Below are 23,025 nucleotides of genomic sequence, written 5' to 3'. Positions count from 1 at the left end.
ACGGCGGCCCGCCCCCGGAAACCGGGGGCGGGCCGCCGTCGTGAAGCGCTGCCGACTAGGTCAGCTCGGTGGTCTTCTTGGCCGTCGCCCACTCCTGCTGCACGACCAGGTCCGCCCGCACCTCGGCGAGCTGGACGGCCACCGCGGAGGGGGCGGTGCCGCCGCGGCCGCTGCGCGAGGCGAGCGCACCGGGGACGTTGAGGACGCCGCGGACCTCGGGGGTCAGATGCGGGGAGATCTTGGCGAACTGCTCGTCGGTGAGCTGGTCCAGCTCGATGCCGTGCGCCTCGCACTCCTTGACGCACTCGCCCGCGACCTCGTGCGCCACCCGGAACGGCACGCCCTGCTTGACCAGCCACTCCGCGATGTCGGTGGCCAGCGAGAACCCGGCCGGGGCCAGCTCCTCCATCCGCTCGCGGTTGACGGTCAGCGTGGCCATCATGCCGGTGAACGCCGGGAGCAGCACCTCCAGTTGGTCGCAGGAGTCGAAGACCGGCTCCTTGTCCTCCTGGAGGTCACGGTTGTAGGCCAGCGGCAGCGCCTTGAGCGTCGCCAGCAGTCCGGTCAGGTTGCCGATGAGGCGGCCGGACTTGCCCCGCGCCAGCTCCGCGATGTCCGGGTTCTTCTTCTGCGGCATGATCGAGGAGCCGGTCGAGAAGGCGTCGTGGAGCGTGACGAAGGAGAACTCCTTCGTGTTCCAGAGGATGACCTCCTCGGCGATCCGGGAGAGGTTGACCCCGATCATCGCCGTGATGAAGGCGAACTCGGCGACGAAGTCACGCGAGGCCGTGCCGTCGATGGAGTTGCCGGACGAGCCGTGCTCGAAGCCGAGGTCGGCGGCGACCGCCTCCGGGTCGAGGCCGAGCGAGGAGCCGGCCAGCGCGCCCGAGCCGTACGGGGAGACGGCGGTGCGCTCGTCCCACTGCCGCAGCCGCTCCGCGTCCCGGGACAGCGACTGGACGTGCGCCAGCACATGGTGGGCGAAGAGCACCGGCTGCGCGTGCTGGAGGTGGGTGCGGCCCGGCATCGCGACGTCCGGGTGGGTCTCGGCGAGCGAGACCAGCGCCTCCTGGAGCTCGGCGATCAGCCCGCCGATGATCCGGGCGTGGTCGCGCAGGTACATCCGGAAGAGCGTGGCGACCTGGTCGTTGCGCGACCGGCCGGCCCGCAGCTTGCCGCCGAGGTCGGGGCCGAGCCGCTCCAGCAGCCCGCGCTCCAGGGCGGTGTGCACGTCCTCGTCGGCGATGGTGCCGGTGAACGAGCCGTCGGCGACGTCCGCGGCGAGCTGGTCGAGCCCGGCGAGCATGCGGGTCAGCTCGTCCTCGGTGAGCAGCCCGGCCTTGTGCAGCACCCGGGCGTGCGCACGGGAGCCGGCGATGTCGTACGGGGCCAGCCGCCAGTCGAAGTGGACCGACGCCGACAGCTGGGCCAGCGCCTCGGCCGGACCGTCGGCGAAACGGCCGCCCCAGAGCCGGACGTCACCGCTGTTGCTGCTCACTGCTGCTCCTCAAGGCTGCTGCGACGGGCACCCGGGGACGGCCCCCGGGCCCCTCTGCCGCCTCCCCCGGGGCCGTGCGGACCAAGGGGCGCCTCGCCCCACGGCGGGGGCGGGGAGGCGGCTGTGTACGTGGGTAACGAGCCGGCTCAGGCCAGGTCGCGCTTGGCCGCGATCTTGCTCGACATCCCGAAGAGCTCGATGAAGCCCTTCGAGAGCGACTGGTCGAAGGTGTCGCCGGTGTCGTACGTCGCGAGGTTGAAGTCGTACAGCGACTGGTCGGACTTCCGGCCGGTGACCACCGCGCGGCCGCCGTGCAGGGTCATCCGGATGTCGCCGGACACGGCCTGGTTGGCCTCGTCGATGAAGCCGTCCAGGGCGCGCTTGAGCGGCGAGAACCACAGGCCGTCGTAGACCAGCTCGCCCCAGCGCTGCTCGACCTGCCGCTTGTAGCGGGCCAGTTCGCGCTCGACGGTGACGTTCTCCAGCTCCTGGTGCGCGGTGATCAGCGCGATGGCGCCGGGCGCCTCGTAGACCTCACGGGACTTGATGCCGACCAGCCGGTCCTCGACCATGTCGATCCGGCCGATGCCCTGGCCGCCGGCCCGCTCGTTGAGCTGCTGGATGGCCTGCAGGACGGTGACGGGCTTGCCGTCGAGGGCGACCGGGACGCCTTCCTTGAAGGTGATGACGACCTCGTCGGCCTCCCGCTGGACGGCCGGGTTCTCGGTGTACTCGTACACGTCCTCGATCGGCGCGTTCCAGATGTCCTCCAGGAAGCCGGTCTCCACGGCCCGCCCGAAGACGTTCTGGTCGATGGAGTACGGCGACTTCTTGGTGGTCGCGATCGGGAGGTTCTTCTCCTCGCAGAACGCGATCGCCTTGTCCCGGGTCATCGCGTAGTCGCGGACCGGGGCGATGCACTTCAGGTCGGGGGCGAGGGAGGAGATGCCGGCCTCGAAGCGGACCTGGTCGTTGCCCTTGCCGGTGCAGCCGTGGGCGACGGTGGTGGCGCCGTGCTTCTTCGCGGCGGCGACCAGGTGCTTGACGATGGTCGGCCGGGAGAGCGCGGAGACCAGCGGGTAGCGGTCCATGTACAGGGCGTTGGCCTTGATCGCCGGGAGGCAGTACTCGTCGGCGAACTCGTCCTTGGCGTCCGCGACCTCGGCCTCGACCGCACCGCAGTCGAGCGCACGCTTGCGGATGACGTCCAGGTCCTCGCCGCCCTGGCCGACGTCCACGGCAACGGCGATGACCTCGGCGCCCGTCTCCTCGGCGATCCAGCCGATACAGACGGAGGTGTCCAGGCCGCCCGAGTAGGCGAGTACGACGCGCTCGGTCACGGGTTTCTCCTTACGGTGCATACGCTGATGGGTATAAGTATGCACTCCACCGTATGTTTCGTCAACGCATCGACGAACGTGCAGGTCAGCGGCGTGTCACCGGCGTGGCACGACGCCCCCTCACCCCTCCCGGAGCACCTCGATCAGGACGTTCACATGGCTCACGGACACGTCCTTCGCGGCCGTCAGCAGCGTCAGCGGCCCCTGCCCCGCCCGCTCCCGCAGCCCCTCCAGCGCCGGCCGGGCCGCCTCGCGCGCCAGTTCCTCGCGATACCGCTCGGCGAACTCCGCGAACTTCGGCCCCTCGTGATGGAACCAGCGCCGCAGCTCCGACGACGGCGCCACGTCCTTGCACCACTCGGTGAGCCGCGCGTCGGCCTTGGACAGCCCGCGCGGCCACAGCCGGTCGACCAGCACCCGCGCCCCGTCCGCCGGCTCCGGCGTCTCGTAGACCCGGCGCACCCGGAGCGCGTTCTTCGCGGACATTTCACCCATAACCCCATCGAACCACGGCAGCCGGGCCCCCGCCCGGGCCCCGGGAGGGCGCCTGCGAGCACCCGCTTTGGATTCATGGCCCCGGACAGGGTATTTTTCTTCTGCACGCCCCGGCCGGGACTTCTCCGGCCGGCACGAGCACCGGGACGTGGCGCAGCTTGGTAGCGCACTTGACTGGGGGTCAAGGGGTCGCAGGTTCAAATCCTGTCGTCCCGACGGTGCAGTACAGGGCTTAAAGCCCAGGTCAAGGGCCTGGTTCCCCGCCTCGGCGGGGAACCAGGCCCTTGACCGTTCTCGGGACCCTACGCGCAGGGATCCGTGTAGTAGTCGGCCAGCATCTCCGAGGGCCAGGCAGGCTCACGTACCTCGCCCTGCGGCCCCATCGCACCGAACCACGGCTTGATGTCCAGCACCGGTGTGCCGTCGACGGCGTCCAGCGCCTCCACGTGCAGGTCGAGGCCGTCCACCGCGACCAGGCGGCACCGCGAGACGCCCAGCCGGTTCACCCGGCGCATGTTGCGGTGGGCGAAGGAGCCGCCGGCCGGCCAGTCGGGGTTGCCGCGGGGGTGCCGGGTTTCCGGGGGCAGATCGGCGGGGTCGGTCAGATGGAACTGGAAGACGACTTCGAGGTGGGAGAAGGCGTCCAGGCCGACGACGGACTCCTCGGTGAACCGCTCCGGGTCGATCCGGATGACGGAGCGGGTGCCGCCCCAGTAGTCATCCGTCGGCTCGACGCGTCCCCCCACCACATGGGCGACGGGCACGACCGTGAACGTGGCTGTCATGGGGCTGGACTCCTCGGGGAGGGGACGGAAGCGGAAGGCGCCGTGCGGTGCGGCGCCGTGCCGCCCCGGCGGGGAAGGCCCGCGCGGAGCGGCCGGGTCCGGGGCCCGGTTCGCGGCCGGGTGGCCTGCGGAGGGGACTACGGCACCGGCGGCACCGGGCCCGACAGGTCGCAACGGTCGGAGAGGTCGCGGCGGTCCGGGAGATCGCGCTGGTGCGGGATCACGATGTCCTCCGGCTTCTGGAGGGCGACGGTGCGGGCCGGGGAGGGGATGCGGATGCCCTCGTGCCGGTAGCGCTGGTGGAGGCGCTTGATGAACTCGTGCTTGATCCGGTACTGGTCGCTGAACTCGCCGACGCCGAGGATCACCGTGAGGCCGATCCGGGAGTCCCCGAAGGTGTGGAAACGGACGGCCGCTTCGTGGTCCGGGTCGCCGCCGTTGACGTCCTTCATCACGCCGTCGATGACCTCGGTGGTGACCCGCTCGACATGGTCGAGGTCGCTGTCGTAGCCGACGCCCACCTGCACCAGGATCGTCAACTTCTGTTCCGGGCGGGTGAAGTTGGTCATGTTGGTGCCGGCCAGCTGGGTGTTGGGGATGATCACCAGGTTGTTGGAGAGCTGACGCACCACGGTGTTGCGCCAGTTGACGTCGACGACATAGCCCTCCTCCCCGCTGCTGAGCCGGATGTAGTCACCGGGCTGCACGGTCTTCGAGGCGAGGATGTGCACACCGGCGAAGAGGTTGGCGAGGGTGTCCTGCAGGGCCAGGGCGACGGCGAGGCCGCCCACGCCCAGGGCGGTGAGCAGCGGGGCGATGGAGATGCCCAGGGTCTGGAGGACCACCAGGAAGCCCATGGCCAGCACGATGATGCGGGTGATGTTGGCGAAGATGGTCGCCGAGCCGGCCACTCCGGACCGGGACTGCGCGAAGGACCGCACCACACCGGTGATCACCCGGGCCGCGGTGAGCGTGACGACGAGGATGAGCAGCACCATCAGCGTCCGGTTGACGGTGCGTTGGACCGCCGCCGTCAGCGGGAGCGCCGCGGTCGCCGCCGCCAGACCGCCGGCGACCGCCGCCCAGGGCACCACCGCCCGCAGCGCGTCGACGAGGATGTCGTCGCCGCTCCACCGGGTTTTGAGGGCGTGTTTGCCCAGCCAGCGCAGGGTCACCCGCACCAGCAGGGCGGTCACGATGCCGGCGGCCAGCGCGGCGCCGGCCACGATCAGGTCGTGCAGTGTCACAGCGCGGTTCACCGGCCGGCTCCTCCCGCGACCGGGAGGAGCGGACGTGCTATGAGCCGGATGTGATGTCTCGTCACCATGCCACCTGCTTGTCTCTAGGGCTGTGAAGACGCCGGGACATCCGTGGACGTCCCGGCGCGAACTGCCATCCTGCCGTATCCGGTTCGGCGGGGAGAGAGTGGCTCGGGTGGATGCTCCGCACAACCGCCGGGCGGGGGCGGGGCGAGGTGTCCCGGGGGCGGCGGGAGGCCCCCGGGAGCGCGTGCGGAGAGGCTCAGTGCGCCTTTTGCGCCAGGCGCAGCAGATGGTCGGCGAGGGCCTTGCCGCCCGCCGGGTCGCGGCTGATGAGCATCAGGGTGTCGTCGCCGGCGATGGTGCCGAGGATGTCGTGCAGCTCGGCCTGGTCGATGGCGGAGGCCAGGAACTGGGCGGCGCCCGGCGGGGTGCGCAGGACCACGAGGTTGGCGGAGGCCTCGGCGGAGATGAGGAGTTCGCCGGAGAGGCGGCGCATCCGCTCCTCCTTGGCGGACTCCCCCAGCGGGGCGCGCGGCTTGCGGTCGCCGCCCTCGCTGGGCACCGCGTAGATCAGCTCGCCGCCGGTGTTGCGGATCTTCACCGCGCCCAGTTCGTCCAGGTCGCGGGAGAGCGTCGCCTGGGTGACGGACAGGCCGTCGTCGGCGAGCAGCTTGGCGAGCTGGCTCTGGGAGCGGACCGGCAGCCGGTTGAGGATGTCCACGATCCGGCGGTGGCGGGCGGTGCGGGTCTGCGGTACGGCCTGGCCGCCGTTGTACGCCTCGTTGTCCTGCGGCTCGGTCATCGTTGTCGTCAGTCTCCGGCTCGTCGTTCCCCGTCGGCCCCTTGGCGGGCCGTGTTGAGGACGCCGGGCAGCTTCCGGAGGAACTCCTCCGCTTCCTCGTCGGTGAGGATCAGCGGCGGGGCGAGCCGGATGACGTCCGGCGCGACCGCGTTCACCAGGAGGCCCGCGTCCTGAGCCGCCTGCTGCACCTGCGGCGCGAGCGACTCCGTCAAGACGATACCCAGGAGCAGCCCCGCACCGCGGACCTGACCGACCAAGGGGTGCCCCAGGGCCTCGGTCCCGGCGCGCAGCCGTTCGCCGACGCGCTTGACGTGGTCCAGGACGCCGTCCGCCTCGATGGTGTCCAGGACGGCGAGGGCGCCGGCGCAGACGACCGGGTTGCCGCTGAACGTCGAGCCGTGCGAACCGGGCGTGAGCAGGTCGGCGGCCGGGCCGAAGGCCAGCGTGGCGCCGATCGGCAGGCCGCCGCCCAGGCCCTTGGCGAGGGTGATGATGTCGGCCTCGACGCCCTGGGCCCGGGACTCCAGCCAGTGGCCGGTGCGGCCGATGCCGGTCTGGATCTCGTCGAGGACCAGCAGGGTGCCGGTGGCGGCAGTGATCTCGCGGGCCGCCCGGAGGTAGCCGGGCGGCGGGACGACGACGCCGTTCTCGCCCTGGACGGGCTCCAGGATGACGAAGGCGGTGTCGGTGGTGACGGCGGCGCGCAGGGCCTCCACGTCGCCGTACGGGACGTGGTCGACGTCGCCGGGCAGCGGGGCGAACGGGGCCTGCTTGGCGGGCTGGCCGGTGAGGGCGAGGGCGCCCATGGTGCGGCCGTGGAAGCCGCCGGCCGTGGAGACCATGTGGGTGCGCCCGGTCAGCCGGCCGATCTTGAAGGCGGCCTCGTTGGCCTCGGCGCCGGAGTTGGAGAAGTAGACCCGGCCGGGGCGTCCGGCCAGCGCGAGCAGGCGCTCGGCGAGGGCGACGGTGGGTTCGGCGACGAAGAAGTTCGAGACATGGCCGAGCGTGGCGACCTGGTCGGAGACGGCGCGGACCACCGCGGGGTGGGCGTGGCCCAGGGCGTTGACCGCGATGCCGCCGAGGAAGTCGAGGTAGGCGTTGCCGTCGGCGTCCCACACCGTGGCCCCCTCGCCGCGGACCAGCGGGACACGGGGGGTGCCGAAGTTGTCCATCATGGCGCCCCGCCAGCGTCCGGTGAGCCCTGCGTTGGTCACCGGTCCGTGGCCGTGTGCCGCGTCGCTCATGTCGCCCCCTCGATCGTGTTCGCGTCCGGCACGACCATCGTGCCGATTCCTTCGTCGGTGAAGATCTCCAGCAGGATCGAGTGCTGGACCCGCCCGTCGATGACCCGGGCGGTGTGGACGCCGTTGCGGACGGCGTGCAGGCAGCCCCGCATCTTGGGGACCATGCCGCTGGCCAGGTCGGGCAGCAGCTTCTCCAGTTCGCCGGCGGTGAGGCGGGAGATCACCTCGTCGCTCTGCGGCCAGTCCTCGTAGAGCCCCTCGACGTCGGTGAGCACCATCAGCGTCTCGGCGCCGAGGGCGGCGGCCAGCGCGGCCGCCGCGGTGTCGGCGTTGACGTTGAAGACACCGGAGGGGTCGTCCTCGTCGCTGCTGCGGGCGATGGAGGAGATGACCGGGATCCGGCCGTCCTCCAGGAGGGCGTGCACCGCGCCGGGGTCGATGCCGGTGATCTCGCCGACCCGGCCGATGTCCACCCGCTCGCCGTCGATGTCGGCGAAGTGCTTGGTCGCGGTCATCAGGTGGGCGTCCTCGCCGGTCATGCCGACGGCGAGCGGGCCGTGCTCGTTGAGCAGTCCCACCAGTTCGCGCTGCACCTGGCCGGCCAGCACCATCCGTACGACGTTCATCGCCTCGGGCGTGGTGACCCGCAGGCCGCCCTTGAACTCCGACTCCAGGCCGAGCAGGTCGAGCTGGGCGCTGATCTGCGGGCCGCCGCCGTGCACGACGACGGGGCGCAGTCCGGCGTGCCGCAGGAAGACCACGTCCTGGGCGAAGGCGCGCTTGAGCTCCTCGTCGATCATGGCGTTGCCGCCGAACTTGATGACGACGGTCTTGCCGTGGTGCCGGGTCAGCCAGGGCAGCGCCTCGATGAGGGTGCGGGCCTTGGGCAGTGCGGTGTGCTTGCGGGTGCTCATGCGCCGACCTCGCTCCGCTCGGCGGGCTGTGAGCACAGCGCGCACCTTTGAATGATTCGCTCGCTTCGCTCGCTCATGCGCGGGCCTCGCTTCTGGGGGCGTGCCGCGGGCTCGGCACGTGCCGGGGACGGATGGGCTGGCTCATGAGGAGTACGCGCTGTTCTCGTGGACGTAGTCGGCGGTCAGGTCGTTGGCCCAGATGACCGCGGACTCGGTGCCGGCGGCGAGGTCGGCGGTGATGCGGACCTCCCGGTAGCGCATGTCGACCAGGTCGCGGTCCTCCCCCACCGAGCCGTTCTTGCAGACCCAGATGTCGTTGATGGCGACGTTGAGCTGGTCGGGCTCGAAGACGGCGGAGGTGGTGCCGATGGCGGAGAGCACCCGGCCCCAGTTGGGGTCCTCGCCGTGGATGGCGCACTTGAGGAGGTTGTTGCGGGCGATGGAGCGGCCGACCTCGACCGCGTCGTCCTCGCTGGCCGCGCCCACGACCTCGATACGGATGTCCTTGCTGGCGCCCTCGGCGTCCCCGATCAGCTGCCGCGCCAGGTCGTCGCAGACCGTGCGCACCGCCTCGGCGAACTCCGCGGTGTCCGGGACGACGCCACTGGCGCCCGACGCGAGCAGCAGCACCGTGTCGTTGGTCGACATGCAGCCGTCGGAGTCGACCCGGTCGAAGGTGGTACGGGTCGCGGCCCGCAGCGCCGTGTCGAGTTCGGCGGCCGGCAGGTCGGCGTCGGTGGTCAGCACGACGAGCATGGTGGCCAGGCCCGGGGCGAGCATCCCGGCGCCCTTGGCCATCCCGCCGACGGTCCAGCCGCCTCCGGTGGTGCCTCCCACCGTGACCTGGGCGGTCTTGTGCACGCTGTCGGTGGTCTTGATGGCGATGGCGGCCTTCTCTCCGCCGTGGCCGGTCAGTTCGGCCGCGGCCCGGTCGATGCCGGGCAGCAGCTTGTCCATCGGGAGGCGCAGGCCGATCAGCCCGGTGGAGGCGACCGCCACCTCGCCGGCGTTGTGCCCGAGCGCCTCGGCGGCCTTCTCCGCGGTGGCGTGGGTGTCCTGGAAGCCGAGCGGGCCCGTGCAGGCGTTGGCGCCGCCGGAGTTGAGGACGACGGCGGAGACCGTGCCGCCCTTGAGGACCTGCTCGGACCAGACGACCGGGGCGGCCTTGACGCGGTTGGAGGTGAAGACTCCGGCGGCGGCCAGGCGCGGCCCGTTGTTCACCACGAGGGCGAGGTCCGGGGTGCCGTTCTCCTTGATCCCGGCGGCGATGCCCGCCGCTGTGAACCCTTGTGCTGCCGTGACGCTCACTGCTTCTTCTCCTCCGTCGCTTCGCCGGCCCCGCCGGTCACGCTGTGCTGTCCCGGTTCCGTGCGGCTCACGGGGCCACCCCGACCCGGGAAAGCCCCGTCTCCTCGGGGAGGCCCAGGGCGATGTTCATGCTCTGCACCGCGCCGCCCGCGGTCCCCTTGGTGAGGTTGTCGAGGGCGCTGATCGCGATGATCCGGCCGGCCGCGGCGTCCAGCGTCACCTGGATCTGGGCGGTGTTGGAGCCGTACACGGCGGCGGTCGACGGCCACTGGCCCTCGGGCAGCAGCCGCAGGAACGGCTCGCCGGCCAGCGCCTTCTCGTACGCGGCGCGCACGGCGGCGGCGTCCACCCCGGGCTTCGCCTTCGCCGAGCAGGTCGCGAGGATGCCGCGCGACATGGGGGCGAGGGTCGGGGTGAAGGAGACGCTGATCCGCTCGCCGGCCACCGCGCTCAGGTTCTGGATCATCTCGGGGGTGTGCCGGTGCCCGCCACCGACGCCGTACGGGCTCATCGAGCCCATGACCTCGGAGCCCAGCAGATGCGGCTTGAGGGCCTTGCCGGCGCCGGAGGTGCCGGTGGCCGCGACGATCACGGCCTCGGGCTCGGCGAGCCGGTCCGCGTAGGCGGGGAACAGGGCCAGCGAGACGGCGGTGGGGTAGCAGCCCGGGACCGCGATGCGCCGGGTCCCCTGGAGCGCGGCACGCTTCCCCGGCAGCTCGGGCAGGCCGTACGGCCAGGTGCCGGCGTGGGGCGAGCCGTAGAACGCCTCCCAGTCGGCGGCGTCGCCGAGCCGGAAGTCGGCGCCGCAGTCCACGACCAGCACCTCGGGCCCGAGCTCCTCGGCAACCGCGGCGGACTGGCCGTGCGGCAGCGCGAGGAAGACGACGTCGTGCCCGGCCAGTACCTCGGCGGAGGTCGGCTGGAGCTCCCGGTCGGCCAGCGGGACCAGGTGCGGCTGCAGCCCGCCCAGGCGCTGCCCGGCGTTGGAGTGCCCGGTCAGCGCCCCGATCTCGACCTCCGGGTGCCCCAGGAGCAGGCGCAGCACTTCACCACCCGCATACCCGCTCGCCCCGGCCACTGCTGCTCGTACCGTCATGGACCTCTCCTCCTCGATGGCATGACTATACGGATAGCGGCAGTTTTATGCAACGAGGGGTGGGTGGGGCCGGTGCGGGAGATGTGACTGAGCGGCTGAGTTGGCCCTTTAGCGCCTGAGTTGGCCCCGCTGAGCGCTCTTGTTGGCCCACCAGATGGGGTGGACGCTGCTGACCTGGTCATTTCGGGGTCGGCCCGGGTGAAGCTCAGCTGCCGCGTGCTGGGAGGACAACGTTCCGTAGCTATGGCGCTGGAGCAGCACCGAAAGTGGACGGCCGTGACGTCGTCGCCCGCTGCGACAGAGGTGGGGGTACTGCTGCGGAAACCGGGCCAGGAGGTCCGCTGTCCCTCGTCGGTGGACGGTGATCAGCCCAGGACCCCTCCGCCCCGCAGGCCGCTGACGCGGCGCCCCAGGAAAGATCCGTCATCGTGCGTCGCGTAGCTGAAGAAGGTATGCCGCAGTCAGCGCAACGGCACGGTCCTCGTCATGCGACAACTCCACGAGGGCACGCGACGCCCTCGTGCCCGGGATGCCCGCAAGCGCCTGGGTCAGCCGTCCGCGTGCAGGCGCTTGGGTGGTGTCGTGGGCGAGGTGGTCGACGAGCCTGGTCGCGATCTGATCCGCCGTTGCGGTGTCGCTCGCCAGCACGCTCAGCGCATCGGCCGCGTCGGTGTCGTTCCTTCCCTCCACGATCATGTCGATGAGCATCGGGACCGCATCTGCCTCACCACGTGCCCCAAGCGCCAGAGCCGCATACCTGCGGACCACGATGTCGGGGTTCGCGAGTGCATCCCGCAGGTGCGCGGCAGCCTCACCGCCGGGCATCTCGGCGAGGGACTGAACGGCACGTTCCCGCACCGCGGCCGCCGGTGAGCCCAGTCCCTTCGACAGCAGTGCCGCGCCGCGGTCGCCGGATCGCGCCAGCGCCCATCGAAGGGCCCCGGCGACGTTCGGCTCCCTCTCGCTCAGTACCGCCTCGACCAGCGCCTCCACCGGCACCGGTGCTTCGTCGGCCGAGGAGAGGGCCGCGCGCTGGCGCGCTTGGGCGCTCTTCGACCCCAGTGCTTGGAGGAGCGAAACGACTTGGAGAACGCCCTCCCAGCCTGCGGGGTCTGCGGCATCGATCCGGCGCAGCCGCGTGAGCAGTTCGGTCTCCGCCGCGATGCGTTCGCGCGTCTGACGGATGAGGTCGTCGACGAGCGCTGAGGGCGTGAAGCTGGGATCGTCGAGCGCGCGTCCGATCTCGCGCAGCGACAGACCCAGCGACCGCAGGCTCTCGATATGGAAGATCCGCCGGATGTCCTCCCCGGAGTACTCCCGGTAGCCGGAGCCGGTACGACCCGAAGGACGCACCAGACCGAGCGATTCGTAATGCCGGAGCATGCGGGCACTGACCCCGGACCGTCGCGCCACCTCACCGATCAACACGTCCTATCGTCCCTCCTGGCCGGACCTGCCGAGGGCCACGACGCGTTTCGCCTCCTCGATTGCGGACTCGAATCCGGTGTCCGGTTCGCGCAGCAGCCGTTGTGTGGCGAGCGCGTGCGCGCGCATGCGCGGGTCAGGGACTGTCGTCGCAGCAAGGAGAGCCGGCACCATCAGTTCACCCAGCGCGACCAGCGCCCGGCTGAGACTCAGCTGCATCTCTCGCCCACCGCGCCCGAGCTGCGTCGCCAGCACCGCGGCCAGCGCGGACTCCTCGCCTTCCGGCACGAGTATGACCGCGGCTCGCCAGGCGCTCCGCGCCACCTCGTCGTCGGCGTCGGACAACAGCGCCCGTGTGATCGCCGGCCACGCCTGCCGGTCCCCGATCTTGGACAGCGTGTGCAGCGCCTGGCTCCGTGCCTGCGCACGCTCCGACCGGGCTTCGCGGACCAGCTTGGGAAGCGTCATGGACACCGGGTGGCGGGTGAGCGCCCAGGTCAGCATGTCGCGAACGAAAAACTCGGGCTCGATCGCGCATCGCTCGATGAGCTTGTCGATGAAGCGCGGGTCAGGCGTCGTGCCGCCCGCCAGAGCAGCCCGCAGTCGCACGGACGAACGGCCGTCCTCCAACCCCTGAAGCACTCGTATCGCATCCGTGTCCTGTCTCGTGATCGTCATCGAGACCACCTCCTTGGCAAGCAGTGAAGGCCCTGTCACCGTGTCAAGGTCAATTCGATGTCTGCGACGAGCTGGTGAGCGTAATCGGTGAGTGTTTTCCGCAGGTCAGCGTAGTGACCCATCGGGTCGGGGCGGGTGAGTTGGAACCAGGCGGTGTTCCGGCGTCGCGCCCAGTCTTGCTGGATGTGCAGTGGTTGCTCGGCTTCGATGGGGCGAGGGGCGAACAGGTGCTCACCACGCGTGACGTGGACCCAGATGAACACGGACGCGTCCTGGCGCTTGCGATCGTCGAGGGCGGGTTGCTTGCCGCGCAGAGGCGCCAGTCGGCCGGTCAACTCCTGCCAGGTGCTGGGATCGAGGCACCAGTCGCGGAGGGCTTCTCGGCGGTACTGATAGTCGATGAGTCCGTCGGCTCCGCTGCTGAGTTCCGCGGCGAGGCCCTGTAGGGCGATACCGAACTCCTGCACTTCGCGGGTGGATTTCAACCAGATGCGAGTGTTGTCTTCGGTGTAGAGCGCCTTCTCAGCTTCAAGACCGAGGTAGCGGGCGGCTTCGGGGATTGAAGCTTGAGTGGCCCACTGGACGAGTTGGATGGCTGCGATCCGACGGAGGATCTTGTGGTCGGTTGGGCCGTCGAGTTTCTGGAAGTGGCGGGCATACCGGTCCGGTTCCAGGTGGGCGGGAATGTTTTCAGCCCGGTAGCCGGCGGTGCGGGTGGAGCGTGGGGCGGGCCACCCAGGAGAGGGGGAGTAGGTGCGGATGAGGGGTGCTGCGGCAGTACGCAAACGCCGTGAGCAGGATTTTTCGTACTTGGTGAAGATCTGGGCCCATCCCGCGCGGGCGGGGGCGCCGGTGAGGGCCGAGTCGAAGAATTCAGCGAGGACATTACGAAGACTGTCGATCTGTAGCAAGGAGTGGGCAGCGTCGAGGATCGCACCGCAGGCAATGGGGTCTATAGGGGAAGTTTCGTGGACTCGGATGCCGCCAAACGTCCTTCGGGTGTCGGTCTCGATGTCGACAATCGGGGCGAATATGGAGTCGACTCGACGCCTGCTGTGGGGCCACGAGAAAGTGATCAACGCAGCGAGCAGATGCAAGTCACTGAAATATTCGCGGACTTCGTGATCAACGTCGCGGGTTTTGAGCAGGCCGAGAAGATGATGTTGCAGTGCCAGCAGCCGGGGGCCAGGGCGCAAGGCAGGGGGTGGAGCCTGGTCGAGTTGGGCCCGGCAAGGAGGTCGTCTGAGCTTTCGAGCAGTAGGGGGTAATGGATAGCGGCATGCGGTGGGGTGGAGACCGCGAAAACCGTCGAAGGGGATCAGTCTGGACGCTCGGTCATAGTCCGGTGGCTGCCCGCCCTGCGGACAGTGGTGACGGAGGAAGCACTCGTGCTGTGGACAGGCGAAGACGATTCCAAGGTGCCATTCCTTCTTCCAGGAACCGCCGTATTCGCGCTGGATTGGGCTGTCATCCCCAGCCAGGCACTGGGGACAGTAACGGTCGAGTCCGCCCAGGATCCATTTGTCGATCTGTGGGGCTTGGCCGTGCAGTGGCGGCAACCAGCGTTGGATCGGAGGGTAGTTGCGACGCCACGTGCTCAGCGTGAGAGACCTCGCCTCATCGCGTGACAGCCGGGTAGCTTTGGCGAACTCGTTAAGTGACAAACCGGGGAAATCTAGAACGAGTCGGCGAGCGAGATGGCCGCCGTTAGTCGATACCAGGCCCGTGGTGCGCCCGAGCTCGGCGGGGGTCAGGTCGAGCCGGAAGGACAGCCGCAACAGGTAACCGGGCAGGCACTCGTCAGGCAACGGATCAAGGCTCCGGGGAAGGGGATGCACCGGCGTATTCAGGTTCCGGTGTTCTCGGCTGCCGGGCCATGGTCGTCGAGCACGGTGTTCCTGGGGCGCTTACGTTTGGCCGAGCGAGGGCCAGCGGCAGGGCCGCTATTGACCGACGCCGGGACAACGGGGATTTCTCCAGCTCCGGGATCACGGGCGGTGTCCCCGTCGACGGTGATGGCGATGCCTTCGAGGAGGCTCTCGGTCAAGCACTCCTCACTCGAATCGATGGCTTCCTGGCAACCGTCTTCGATCAGCCGTTCCAGCAGGCCGACCACGCCGTTGGTGCGCTCGAAGAGGTACTCGGGCATGCGTCCCCCGGTGAGCATGTCCGAGGGGGCGTTCATCAGCCTGCGCTGGGCTTCGACGCCGGTGAGGTGGTCGATCCAGGCGGTGATCTGTTCGTCGGTGTCGTAGCGGAAGTGATCAAGTTCAACGAGGTCGAAGCGCCGCTCGGTCTGTGTCGCTTCCAGTCCGTGAACTTTGGCCTGCCGGGAGGAGGGGAAGATCACCTGGCCTGTGCGGGGATCGTGTCGGCCTTCTCTGAGCAGGCCTGAGCCGGGGATGTCCACTCCGATGAGGACGAGGGTGACGTGCATGCTCATGAAGGCCCGGATCAGGTCGAGCGTGTCCTGATCGTCGGCTCGATGGAGGCGGAGCCTCGTAATGTCGTCCAGTAGAAGCGCCCTCGTTCCATGGTCATGCAGGGAAGCAGCGACCTGCCGGATCAGCTCGGGAAGGTCCATGCGCGGATGGATCGGGGCGCCGTAGAAGTTCAGGATGGCCTTGCAAAGGCTTTTCGGCTTCGCCGTCACCGGGGTTTGTACATAGGCAACAGGAATGTGCAGGTCGCGGGCCCCGGCGACGGCATCTGGATTGAGATGGCGCCGCAGTTCCAGCCAGGTGTCCTCGAACGTCGCCAGGATCTCGCACCCCGTCTCTGTCTTGCCCTGGTATCCCCCGCCCGTGACCATGACTCCGGCCCGGGTGGTCGGCTTGTGCTTGAGCGCATTGGTCATGACCCGTCCGTGCAGCAACTTGGTGACGGCTTTGGTCATAGGGGTCTGAAGCAGCGGGAGATTGGCGTGCGTAGCCGCGCGGTGCAAATCGTGCAACGTCTTCTTCCTCGGGCTCAGCAGTCGCCATTCAGCCGGACTCAACCGAGGCGCGGGCACGAAGTCGTGGCGAGTACTGCGCCAGCGCTCCCAGCCGTCGACCGTATCCCGCATCGGCGGAGGGCCCGGCAGTACGAAAGGGACAGACCCTCTGCCGCTCGGGGCACTCATGTGGTCCCCGATCCCGGCTCATCGGCTTGGTCGACGTCCTCGTCAGGCAGCAGGAACAGGCTGCGGGCCCGCAAGGACTCACCCAGCAGAGGAGGCGCTGTCGGCGGCTGCGAGACAGCGGCCTCGCGGCGCCGCTGCCGGTCTGCAGTGACGGCTCGCCGAGTGTTGGCGGCCAGCTCAGATGGTGGGGTGGGTGGAGGAAGAGTGCTCAACGGAACCGGCGCCCGGTCGGACGCGGCAGCGCGGGCTCGCACCAGCTCACGAGCCCGCTCGCTCTTCTGCTTGGCGGTCATCTGGGTGGGCCATGCCGCAACCGGCGTGCGTGTGGCAACCAACTTCAGCAGCACGGGCAGCAGTTCACCATCGTCGCGCGGCTTGAGGCCGGTGCGGGCCGCCTCGCGCAGCACTTCACGTACGCGCGTATCAGAGAAAGCCGGGACGTCGTCTCCCGGCGGCAGGCCGTTCCAACTCAGGGCATGCCAGACCCCCGCGTGCTCGGGGTCCTCGAAGTAGACCTCGCGGCAGTCCCGAGGATCGCGATTGACGGCCCACTTACCCTCGTGCCGTCCGCTGCGGCCGGAGCGCTGGCCGCGATAGGGGTCCAGAACCGGGTCGGTGCCGCCGTACCAGAGTCCGCCGATCTTTACCCCACGACGGCGGTCGATCCTCACGAAGTGTGCGGGCAGAAGTTCGTAGTACAGACTCGGCTCGGGGATCTCCAGACTGATCCCGTCGCGGGCCGCCGCAGCGGCGAAGAGGGTGTTCGGACTGTGTCGCCCGCCCGGGTCCCAAGCAGGCGAATACTGATCGAGTCTCCGGTTTTGCCACACTGCGACAACCCAAGTTGCCAACAGGTGCTCCATCTCCGCCAGTGTCCAGACCGCGTCCCCTTCGGGGTCCACTCCGCGGTCCGCGACATCGATGCCGCGGAACCCGAGCAGGAGTTCCAGCAGCAGCGACTGGATCCCGGCGAAGGCGCGTTCGCAGGCAGCCTTGTCGGTCGGACGCATCGCACGGGCCGGCAACAACTCGATCCCCAACGTGCGTGCTACCTGCACGATCTGGTGATTCTTGTAAACGCTGCCGTGATCGCTGGTCACCGTCTCCGGAGCGAAGAACGGCAGGCCGGCTACTCGGTGCCCTGCGAACTCGGCCACCAAGGCGGCCGGGACGCCTGGGTAGGGCCACTCCATCTCCTCGCCCCAGTCCGGGCGCATCGGCAGCGGCAACAGCACATCCCGCAGCAGCATCGCCACCTCCACCGACGAGTCAGACACCGGCGTGAGACGGAACGCGACCAGCGAATGCGAGTAGGTGTCCAGGGCCAGGGTGAGACGGACGGAGATCGGGGCACCGAAGACATCGTCGAGCACCTTCACCGGCAGCGGCGTGGTGTCTAGTGCGACCACCTGCCCCGGCCGGACGATTACCACCTTCGCCTTCCCCGTCTCCACCGCCGCGGCGGAGCGGATGTATCGCTGCCGGGCCCCTTCGGTGCCGAACCACTCCTTCCACACCTTCGCCAGCGTGGTGTAGTGCGGCACCTCCACCTTCTTGCCCTCGGTCTCGAATTTCTCCCGCACGTACTGGTGGATCAACCTCTCCTTCGTCTTCATGCTCAGCTTCGAGCGATGTAGCGACTCGGCATGTACGGAACGGATCGCCTCGGCGACTTCGTCTCCGATCGCCCGGCGGCCTCGCAGGGGTGGCGTCCACCTTCCGTCTGCCAGGCCCATCAACCCGTTCTCGTCGTAATGAGCGGCCATGCGTTTCAGCGTGCGCTCACTGATCCACTCCAGCCCCAGCTGTTTGGCCTCCTGGCGGTCCAGATCCTTCAGCTCGGCCACCTTCGCGCGTCGGCGCTCGGTCAGCGTGGTCCGTTCCGGGTCGTACTCGACCCTGGGCTCACCGGGCCTGGCCCAGGAGCGGCTGCCACTGCGGTAGCCGGTCTCCACCTCCAGCAGATGCGCCATCCGGATCCGGGCCCGCGTCAGGAGCAACGAGTTCATCCAAGGTGCAGCTGTGCGACCAGATCGGCCGGGATTCGATCTCCGGAGCATGGACCGTAACCGTCATGCCCCCACAACAGCGCGCTTGCACCGCTTCCCGTACAGCTTCTCTCGAAGTCCCAGCAGGTCAGCACACCAGCCGCTACCCTGCGGGCCAACACCGACGCTCAGGCGGGCCAACTCAAGCGCTAAAGGGCCAACTCAGCCGCTCAGTCACAGCGGGAGACTGCCCCCGGCCGCTCAGCCCGGCGCGTCCATCAGGGCGGTGACGTAGGCATCCAGCCGCTCCTCCACGGCTCGCGCGGTCAGGTCGGTCCTCCCCGCCTCGCGCCAGGGCCGCGACACCCGCCGCACCTCTTCCGAGAGCGCCAGTGCGTCCCGTACCCGCCAGTACAGCCGCTCGCTCGCGGCCGCGGCCAGGGCCCCGCCGGCCTCCTCGTACGCCTCGGCGAACCGCGGACCCCACGCCGGGCCGTGCAGCAGCGCGAGATTGGTCGAGCAGTGCGCCACGTCGAGATCCGCCGGGCCCCAGGAGGCGGCCGCCCAGTCGACGACGCCGGTGATCCGGGCACCTGCCGGGTCCCCGGGCGGCACCTCGAACAGCACGTTGCCGGGCTGGAAGTCCCGGTGCAGGAATCGCCCCGCGCCGGGCGGCGCGGGCCTGCGGATCACGTCGATCGCCGCGGCCCATGCCGCCGCGTCGGCGCCCTGCGGCACCACGACGGTGTCCGCGGTCGTCAGCGCCACGTAGTCCCGGGGCCGCTCAACGGGTCGCACCGCGTGGATCGCCACGAGCTGACGGGCCAGCAGCGGGACGCGCGCCTCCAGTCCCTCGTCGTCGAGGACCGTCCGGCCCGCCAGATGCGTCATGAGGAGCGAGGGGTACTCACCATGCGAAGCGGCCGGATCGACCGCGACCAGTCCGGGGGCCGGCACGCCGGTCCCCGTGCACAGGGTCAGGGCGCCGGCCTCCCTGTGCAGCCGGTCCTCGGCGTGCTCGGTGTCGACGAAGGTCCGCAGCACCAGGTCACGCGTGCCGCCGTCCCGCGTACCGATGGTCAGCCTCCGCATCTCGGCGGTGATACCGCCGGGCAGCGCCTCGGTTCCGACGATCCGCTCGCCGGCCGCCAGGTGCCGGCTCACCCAGGCCCGTGTCAGCGGTCGGACGGCCGCCGCCTCGTCGTGGTGGGTCATCGCGCTGTCCCCTGTCCTTTGTCCTTCCGGCCGCTTCCACCGGCGCCGGCACGGTCCCACCCGTTCGCGCGGTGCGTTAGCGGAACGTGAGTGAGGCGTTCACGGAACGTCAGTGGCTCCGGGAAAAGTGGTGTGCACACCGCGGGAACGGTTCCCGCACGAAACGCAGGGGGAACCCGATCATGCGCACTTCCCGGATTCGTACCGCCGCCCTGGCCGCCGTCACCGCCGCGCTGGCGCTGGGCCTGACCGCCTGCGGCGGCGCCGACGGGGACTCGAAGGCGGCGGGCGCCGACAGCGCCGGCAGCTCGCAGAGCCAGTCGTCCGCCGCCAACGGGGACGCCAAGGGCGGCTCGGCGCAGGCCAACGGCAGCGGTGACGCCAAGGACGGTGCGCGCTCGACGACCGCCACGGGCGGGACGGGCCAGACCACGAACAAGGGCACCACGGCCGGCGCCCAGCAGTGCCGCGGCGACGAGATGCTGCTCACCGCGGTGCACCGGTTCGCCGGGCAGCAGGGCGACCACCTGCTGGTCACCGCGTCGAACAAGGGCTCCAAGCCCTGCTGGGTCACCTCGTACCCGACCGTGAAGCTCGGCGACAACGGCGCCGCGCTGCCGCACTCGAAGAAGGACAACCCGGGCGGCGGCCGGCAGATCACGCTCCAGCCCGGCGGCTCGGCGTACAGCGCGGTGAACCTCTTCGACTACGGCTCGAAGAACAAGACGGCGCAGTCGCTCGCCCTCGCGCTGCGCGGCGCGGACGGCCGCAGCGGCCCCTCCTACTCCGTCTCCCTCAAGGGCGACAAGCCGCAGTTCAGCTGGAACGAGGCCGACGTGCTGAACTGGAGCACCAAGAAGCCGTACGACTTCTGAGCACCGGTCTCCGTCCGGCGACGGACCGGATGTTGTGGCGGGCCGGGTGCAGAGGCCCCCGGCGTGACCGACGTGGCAGCCCTCGGCGGCTTCGTCCGGCCGGACCCGGCCGCCGTCCGCATCGACGTCGTTGCCGTCCCGGAACCCGGGACGGCAACCAAGTGTCGTCTGCACCTCGATCTCGCGACCACCTCCGCAGCCCATCAGGCGGAGGTGGTCGCGCGTCTGAAGGCCCCCGGCGCGACGCGGAGTCCGGCCGGCGGTGCGACGCGGCGCCCGGGCCGGTTCGGTCGTCCCGTGCGGGACGGTCCTCCGGTGTCGCCGGCGGGGTGGTGGCCCATCCGTTCTCCAGCGGGGCGAACAGGTCGCGCGGGTCCGGGCGGTGCTCCACGCGGCAGGTGGCGGCCGCTCCGCCGAGCCGGTGGCGGCGATTCCCCCTACGCTCGGCACAGGGGGCGACCGGATACGCAAAGGACCATGATGGACCTCCAACTCCAGGGCAAGGTCACCCTCGTCACCGGAGCGAGCAAGGGCATCGGTCTGGCCCTCGCCGAGGCGTTCGCCCGGGAGGGCGCCCACGTCGTGGCCGGCAGCCGGAGCGTCACCCCCGAACTCGAAGAACTCCGGGAGAACCACGGCGTCACCGCCGTCCCGGTCGACCTGTCCACCGCCGACGGCCCGGACACCCTCGTCCGGCAGGCGGTGGACCGGCACGGCAGGGTCGACATCCTCATCAACGCGCTGGGGGCCGCGACGCCCCGGACGAGCTTCCTGGACATCGACGACGCCGAGTGGCAGCGCATCTTCACCATGACCCTGTTCAGCGCGGTCCGGGCCAGCCGCGCCGCGCTCGTGCACCTGCTGGACGCGGGCGGGGGCGCAGTCCTCAACATCGGCTCCATCAACGCGCGTCTGCCGTTCCCCATGGTCGTGGACTACTCCGCGGCCAAGGCGGCGCTCAGCAGCCTGACAAAGTCGCTGTCCGAGGAGTTCGCGCCGCGCGGCATCCGGGTCAACGCGATCGCCCCCGGGCCGGTCCGCACCCCCTTCTGGACTGCTCCGGGCGGCTTCGCCGACCTCACGGCGGCCCAGGCCGGGACCACCGCGCAGGAGGCCCTCGACGTGGTCGTGCCACAGTCCATGGGCATCTCCACCGGGCGGGTCACCGAACCGCACGAGGTCGCCGACCTGGCCCTCTTCCTCGCCTCCCCGCTCGCGGGCAACATCACGGGAGCCGAGTTCACGATCGACGGCGGCCAGGTCAAGACCTGGTGATCTCCGGCCCGGGTCGCCACCCCGGCCGGCCGTCCCTCAGTCGGCGAGCCGGACGGAGGGCCCGCGGGGGATGCAGAAGAGGGCGAGGGCGGCGGCCGTCAGGTAGGCGGCGGCGCCGACGGCCATGCTGGTGCGCAGCCCGGTGGCGAAGTCGGCGGTGGCGGCCAGCAGCGAGCCGCCCAGCGCGACCCCCGCGGCGCTGCCGATCTGGCGGGTGGTGTTGAACAGGGCGGAGGCGGTGCCGGAGTACGCGTCCGGGGCGGCGGCCATCACGGTGGCGGTCGTACCGGTGAGGGCGAAGGACGTGCCGAAGCCCGCCGCCATCATCGGGGCCACGAGCAGCGCGTAGGCCGGGTCCCGGCCGGCGGCCGCCCAGCCGGCCAGACCCGCCGCGCCCAGCAGCATGCCCGTGGTCACCAGCGGGCGGTGTCCGGTGCGGCGGGCCAGGCGTCCGGACAGCACCGAGGCGAACATCGTCATCACCACCGCGGGGAAGAGGGCGATCCCGGTGCGCAGGGCGGTCAGACCGCGCTGGTGCTGGAAGTCGAGGCTGGCGGTGAAGATCATGCCGTAGAAGGCGAAGTTGAACAGCAGGCCGATGGCCGCGCCGCCGCCCATCGGGCGGGAGCGCAGCAGCCGCAGGGGCAGTACGGGGGTGCGGGCCAGGCGCTCGCGCAGCACGAACGCGCCGGCGGCCGGCAGGCACAGCACGGCTCCCGTGACGATCAGCGGGTCCGTCCAGCCCCGGCGTCCCGCCTCGTTGAGGACGGCGATCAGCAGGGCCACCAGCACGATCAGCGCGCACTGGGCCGGCCAGTCCACGGGGCGGTCCGCGCGCCGGGCCGAGGCGGCCACCCGGCGCAGCGTCAGCAGCAGGCAGACGCAGCCGACGGGCACATTGATGAAGAACACCCAGCGCCAGCCCACGGTGGTGACCAGGAGGCCGCCCAGGAGGGGGCCCGCGGAGGCGGCGATGCCCGCCATCGAGCCCCACAGGCCGAAGGCCCAGGAGCGCTCGGCGGGCGCGGGGTACGCCTGTTGGAGCAGCGCGAGGGAGCCGGGCACGATCAGTGCCGCGCCGAGCCCTTCGCACAGCCTGGCGGCCACCAGGGCCCCGGCGCTCTGGGCCAGTCCGCAGCCGACCGAGGCGGCCGTGAACACCACCACCCCGGTGCAGAAGATCCGGCGGTTGCCCAGCCGGTCGCCCAGCGCTCCCCCGGTGAGCAGCAGGCCGGCGAAGACCAGCGTGTAGCCGTCCGTGATCCACTGGATGCCGGTGAGCGAGGCCGACAGCTCCCGTCCCACCACCGGAACGGCGACGTTGATCACGGTCACGTCCAGGATGACCATGAAGTAGCCCGCACAGACCGCGAGCAGCGGGGCCAGGGGCCGCCCCGGTGTCGCAGGCCCCTGCGGCCGATCGCCCTGGGCACCGCCGGCGCGCACCATGGCGCCACGGTATGCGCGGGACGCGCACCCGCGGTGACTTGACCGCTTCAGCGGCGTGCCGGGCGCTCGGGCCGCTCCGCATGGCCGATGCCGCGGTGCAGGGCGCCGACGGCGGGCGTGCGGCACGGGCCCGTCGGGACCGGGCGAGCGCCGGCGGCTGTCCCGGCAGGGGCGTCGGTGGCCGCAGGGCGGCGAGGCAAGGGTGAGGTGGCGAGGGTGGCGAAAGCACCGTCGGACGCGCGGGCCGGTGAG

19 protein-coding genes and 1 tRNA gene are annotated in these 23,025 nt (G+C 70.5%); 3 read left to right on the top strand and 17 right to left on the bottom strand.

What is annotated here, in order from left to right; translation table 11 throughout:
- Nucleotides 1-55: 55 nt before the first annotated feature.
- The 3 genes from argH to K7396_RS29450 form a co-directional block, all read right to left on the bottom strand.
- Nucleotides 56-1,498, bottom strand: a complete 1,443-nt coding sequence (argH, locus tag K7396_RS29460; protein WP_086721712.1) for an argininosuccinate lyase — start codon at nucleotides 1,496-1,498, stop codon at nucleotides 56-58.
- 146 nt (nucleotides 1,499-1,644) lie between these two features.
- On the bottom strand, nucleotides 1,645-2,838 hold the full coding sequence (locus tag K7396_RS29455; protein WP_086721711.1) for an argininosuccinate synthase: 1,194 nt from the start codon (nucleotides 2,836-2,838) through the stop codon (nucleotides 1,645-1,647).
- A 120-nt stretch (nucleotides 2,839-2,958) separates the two neighbouring features.
- The gene (locus tag K7396_RS29450) at nucleotides 2,959-3,333 is read right to left on the bottom strand and encodes a DUF488 domain-containing protein (RefSeq protein ID WP_086721710.1); all 375 of its coding nucleotides are present in this window, start codon (nucleotides 3,331-3,333) and stop codon (nucleotides 2,959-2,961) included.
- 142 nt (nucleotides 3,334-3,475) lie between these two features.
- On the opposite strand from K7396_RS29450, the gene K7396_RS29445 reads away from it, so the two are divergent.
- Nucleotides 3,476-3,549, top strand: a tRNA-Pro gene (locus K7396_RS29445).
- 86 nt (nucleotides 3,550-3,635) lie between these two features.
- Here the strand turns inward: K7396_RS29445 and K7396_RS29440 are convergent.
- The 13 genes from K7396_RS29440 to K7396_RS29380 form a co-directional block, all read right to left on the bottom strand.
- Nucleotides 3,636-4,118 (bottom strand): SAM-dependent methyltransferase, encoded by a 483-nt coding sequence (locus tag K7396_RS29440; RefSeq protein ID WP_086721709.1) that lies wholly within the window; start codon nucleotides 4,116-4,118, stop codon nucleotides 3,636-3,638.
- 137 nt (nucleotides 4,119-4,255) lie between these two features.
- Entirely contained in the window at nucleotides 4,256-5,377 is a 1,122-nt protein-coding gene (locus K7396_RS29435; RefSeq protein ID WP_086721708.1) for a mechanosensitive ion channel family protein, read from the bottom strand.
- Between the two features lie 262 nt (nucleotides 5,378-5,639).
- Nucleotides 5,640-6,182 (bottom strand): arginine repressor, encoded by a 543-nt coding sequence (locus K7396_RS29430; RefSeq protein ID WP_152105109.1) that lies wholly within the window; start codon nucleotides 6,180-6,182, stop codon nucleotides 5,640-5,642.
- An 8-nt stretch (nucleotides 6,183-6,190) separates the two neighbouring features.
- Entirely contained in the window at nucleotides 6,191-7,426 is a 1,236-nt protein-coding gene (locus K7396_RS29425; RefSeq protein WP_086717441.1) for an acetylornithine transaminase, read from the bottom strand.
- On the bottom strand, nucleotides 7,423-8,340 hold the full coding sequence (gene argB, locus K7396_RS29420; RefSeq protein ID WP_086717442.1) for an acetylglutamate kinase: 918 nt from the start codon (nucleotides 8,338-8,340) through the stop codon (nucleotides 7,423-7,425). The genes K7396_RS29425 and argB overlap by 4 nt, the downstream gene beginning before the upstream one ends.
- A gap of 141 nt (nucleotides 8,341-8,481) precedes the next feature.
- Nucleotides 8,482-9,648: a bifunctional glutamate N-acetyltransferase/amino-acid acetyltransferase ArgJ gene (argJ, locus tag K7396_RS29415; RefSeq protein WP_086717443.1), complete on the bottom strand. Its 1,167-nt coding sequence runs from the start codon at nucleotides 9,646-9,648 to the stop codon at nucleotides 8,482-8,484.
- A 67-nt stretch (nucleotides 9,649-9,715) separates the two neighbouring features.
- Nucleotides 9,716-10,744, bottom strand: a complete 1,029-nt coding sequence (argC, locus tag K7396_RS29410; RefSeq protein ID WP_086717444.1) for an N-acetyl-gamma-glutamyl-phosphate reductase — start codon at nucleotides 10,742-10,744, stop codon at nucleotides 9,716-9,718.
- A gap of 423 nt (nucleotides 10,745-11,167) precedes the next feature.
- Nucleotides 11,168-12,172 (bottom strand): MerR family transcriptional regulator, encoded by a 1,005-nt coding sequence (locus K7396_RS29405; protein WP_086717445.1) that lies wholly within the window; start codon nucleotides 12,170-12,172, stop codon nucleotides 11,168-11,170.
- A 3-nt stretch (nucleotides 12,173-12,175) separates the two neighbouring features.
- A complete protein-coding gene (locus tag K7396_RS29400) occupies nucleotides 12,176-12,847 on the bottom strand; it encodes a HEAT repeat domain-containing protein (RefSeq protein ID WP_086717446.1) in 672 nt (223 codons plus the stop codon).
- Between the two features lie 35 nt (nucleotides 12,848-12,882).
- Nucleotides 12,883-14,685 carry a TniQ family protein gene (locus tag K7396_RS29395; protein WP_223660236.1) on the bottom strand — a complete coding sequence of 601 codons (1,803 nt, stop codon included), beginning with the start codon at nucleotides 14,683-14,685 and terminating at the stop codon, nucleotides 12,883-12,885.
- An 8-nt stretch (nucleotides 14,686-14,693) separates the two neighbouring features.
- Complete coding sequence (locus tag K7396_RS29390; protein ID WP_223660235.1) at nucleotides 14,694-15,743, bottom strand: TniB family NTP-binding protein; 1,050 nt, start codon at nucleotides 15,741-15,743, stop codon at nucleotides 14,694-14,696.
- Nucleotides 15,744-15,967: 224 nt separating this feature from the next.
- Nucleotides 15,968-17,980 (bottom strand): integrase catalytic domain-containing protein, encoded by a 2,013-nt coding sequence (locus K7396_RS29385; protein WP_158101117.1) that lies wholly within the window; start codon nucleotides 17,978-17,980, stop codon nucleotides 15,968-15,970.
- A gap of 240 nt (nucleotides 17,981-18,220) precedes the next feature.
- Nucleotides 18,221-19,174: a phosphotransferase family protein gene (locus K7396_RS29380; RefSeq protein ID WP_086717451.1), complete on the bottom strand. Its 954-nt coding sequence runs from the start codon at nucleotides 19,172-19,174 to the stop codon at nucleotides 18,221-18,223.
- A gap of 182 nt (nucleotides 19,175-19,356) precedes the next feature.
- On the opposite strand from K7396_RS29380, the gene K7396_RS29375 reads away from it, so the two are divergent.
- Together K7396_RS29375 and K7396_RS29370 are read left to right on the top strand one after the other, a co-directional pair.
- Entirely contained in the window at nucleotides 19,357-20,049 is a 693-nt protein-coding gene (locus K7396_RS29375; RefSeq protein ID WP_086717453.1) for a DUF4232 domain-containing protein, read from the top strand.
- Nucleotides 20,050-20,529: 480 nt separating this feature from the next.
- Nucleotides 20,530-21,324, top strand: coding sequence for an SDR family NAD(P)-dependent oxidoreductase (locus K7396_RS29370; RefSeq protein WP_086717455.1), 795 nt, complete (start codon nucleotides 20,530-20,532; stop codon nucleotides 21,322-21,324).
- A 36-nt stretch (nucleotides 21,325-21,360) separates the two neighbouring features.
- Here the strand turns inward: K7396_RS29370 and K7396_RS29365 are convergent, their stop codons facing one another.
- On the bottom strand, nucleotides 21,361-22,773 hold the full coding sequence (locus tag K7396_RS29365) for an MFS transporter (RefSeq protein ID WP_174887016.1): 1,413 nt from the start codon (nucleotides 22,771-22,773) through the stop codon (nucleotides 21,361-21,363).
- Nucleotides 22,774-23,025: the final 252 nt, after the last annotated feature.

This window comes from Streptomyces angustmyceticus (assembly GCF_019933235.1).
Classification (GTDB): Bacteria; Actinomycetota; Actinomycetes; order Streptomycetales; family Streptomycetaceae; genus Streptomyces; species Streptomyces angustmyceticus.
This window is presented reverse-complemented; position numbering and strand designations above follow the sequence as displayed.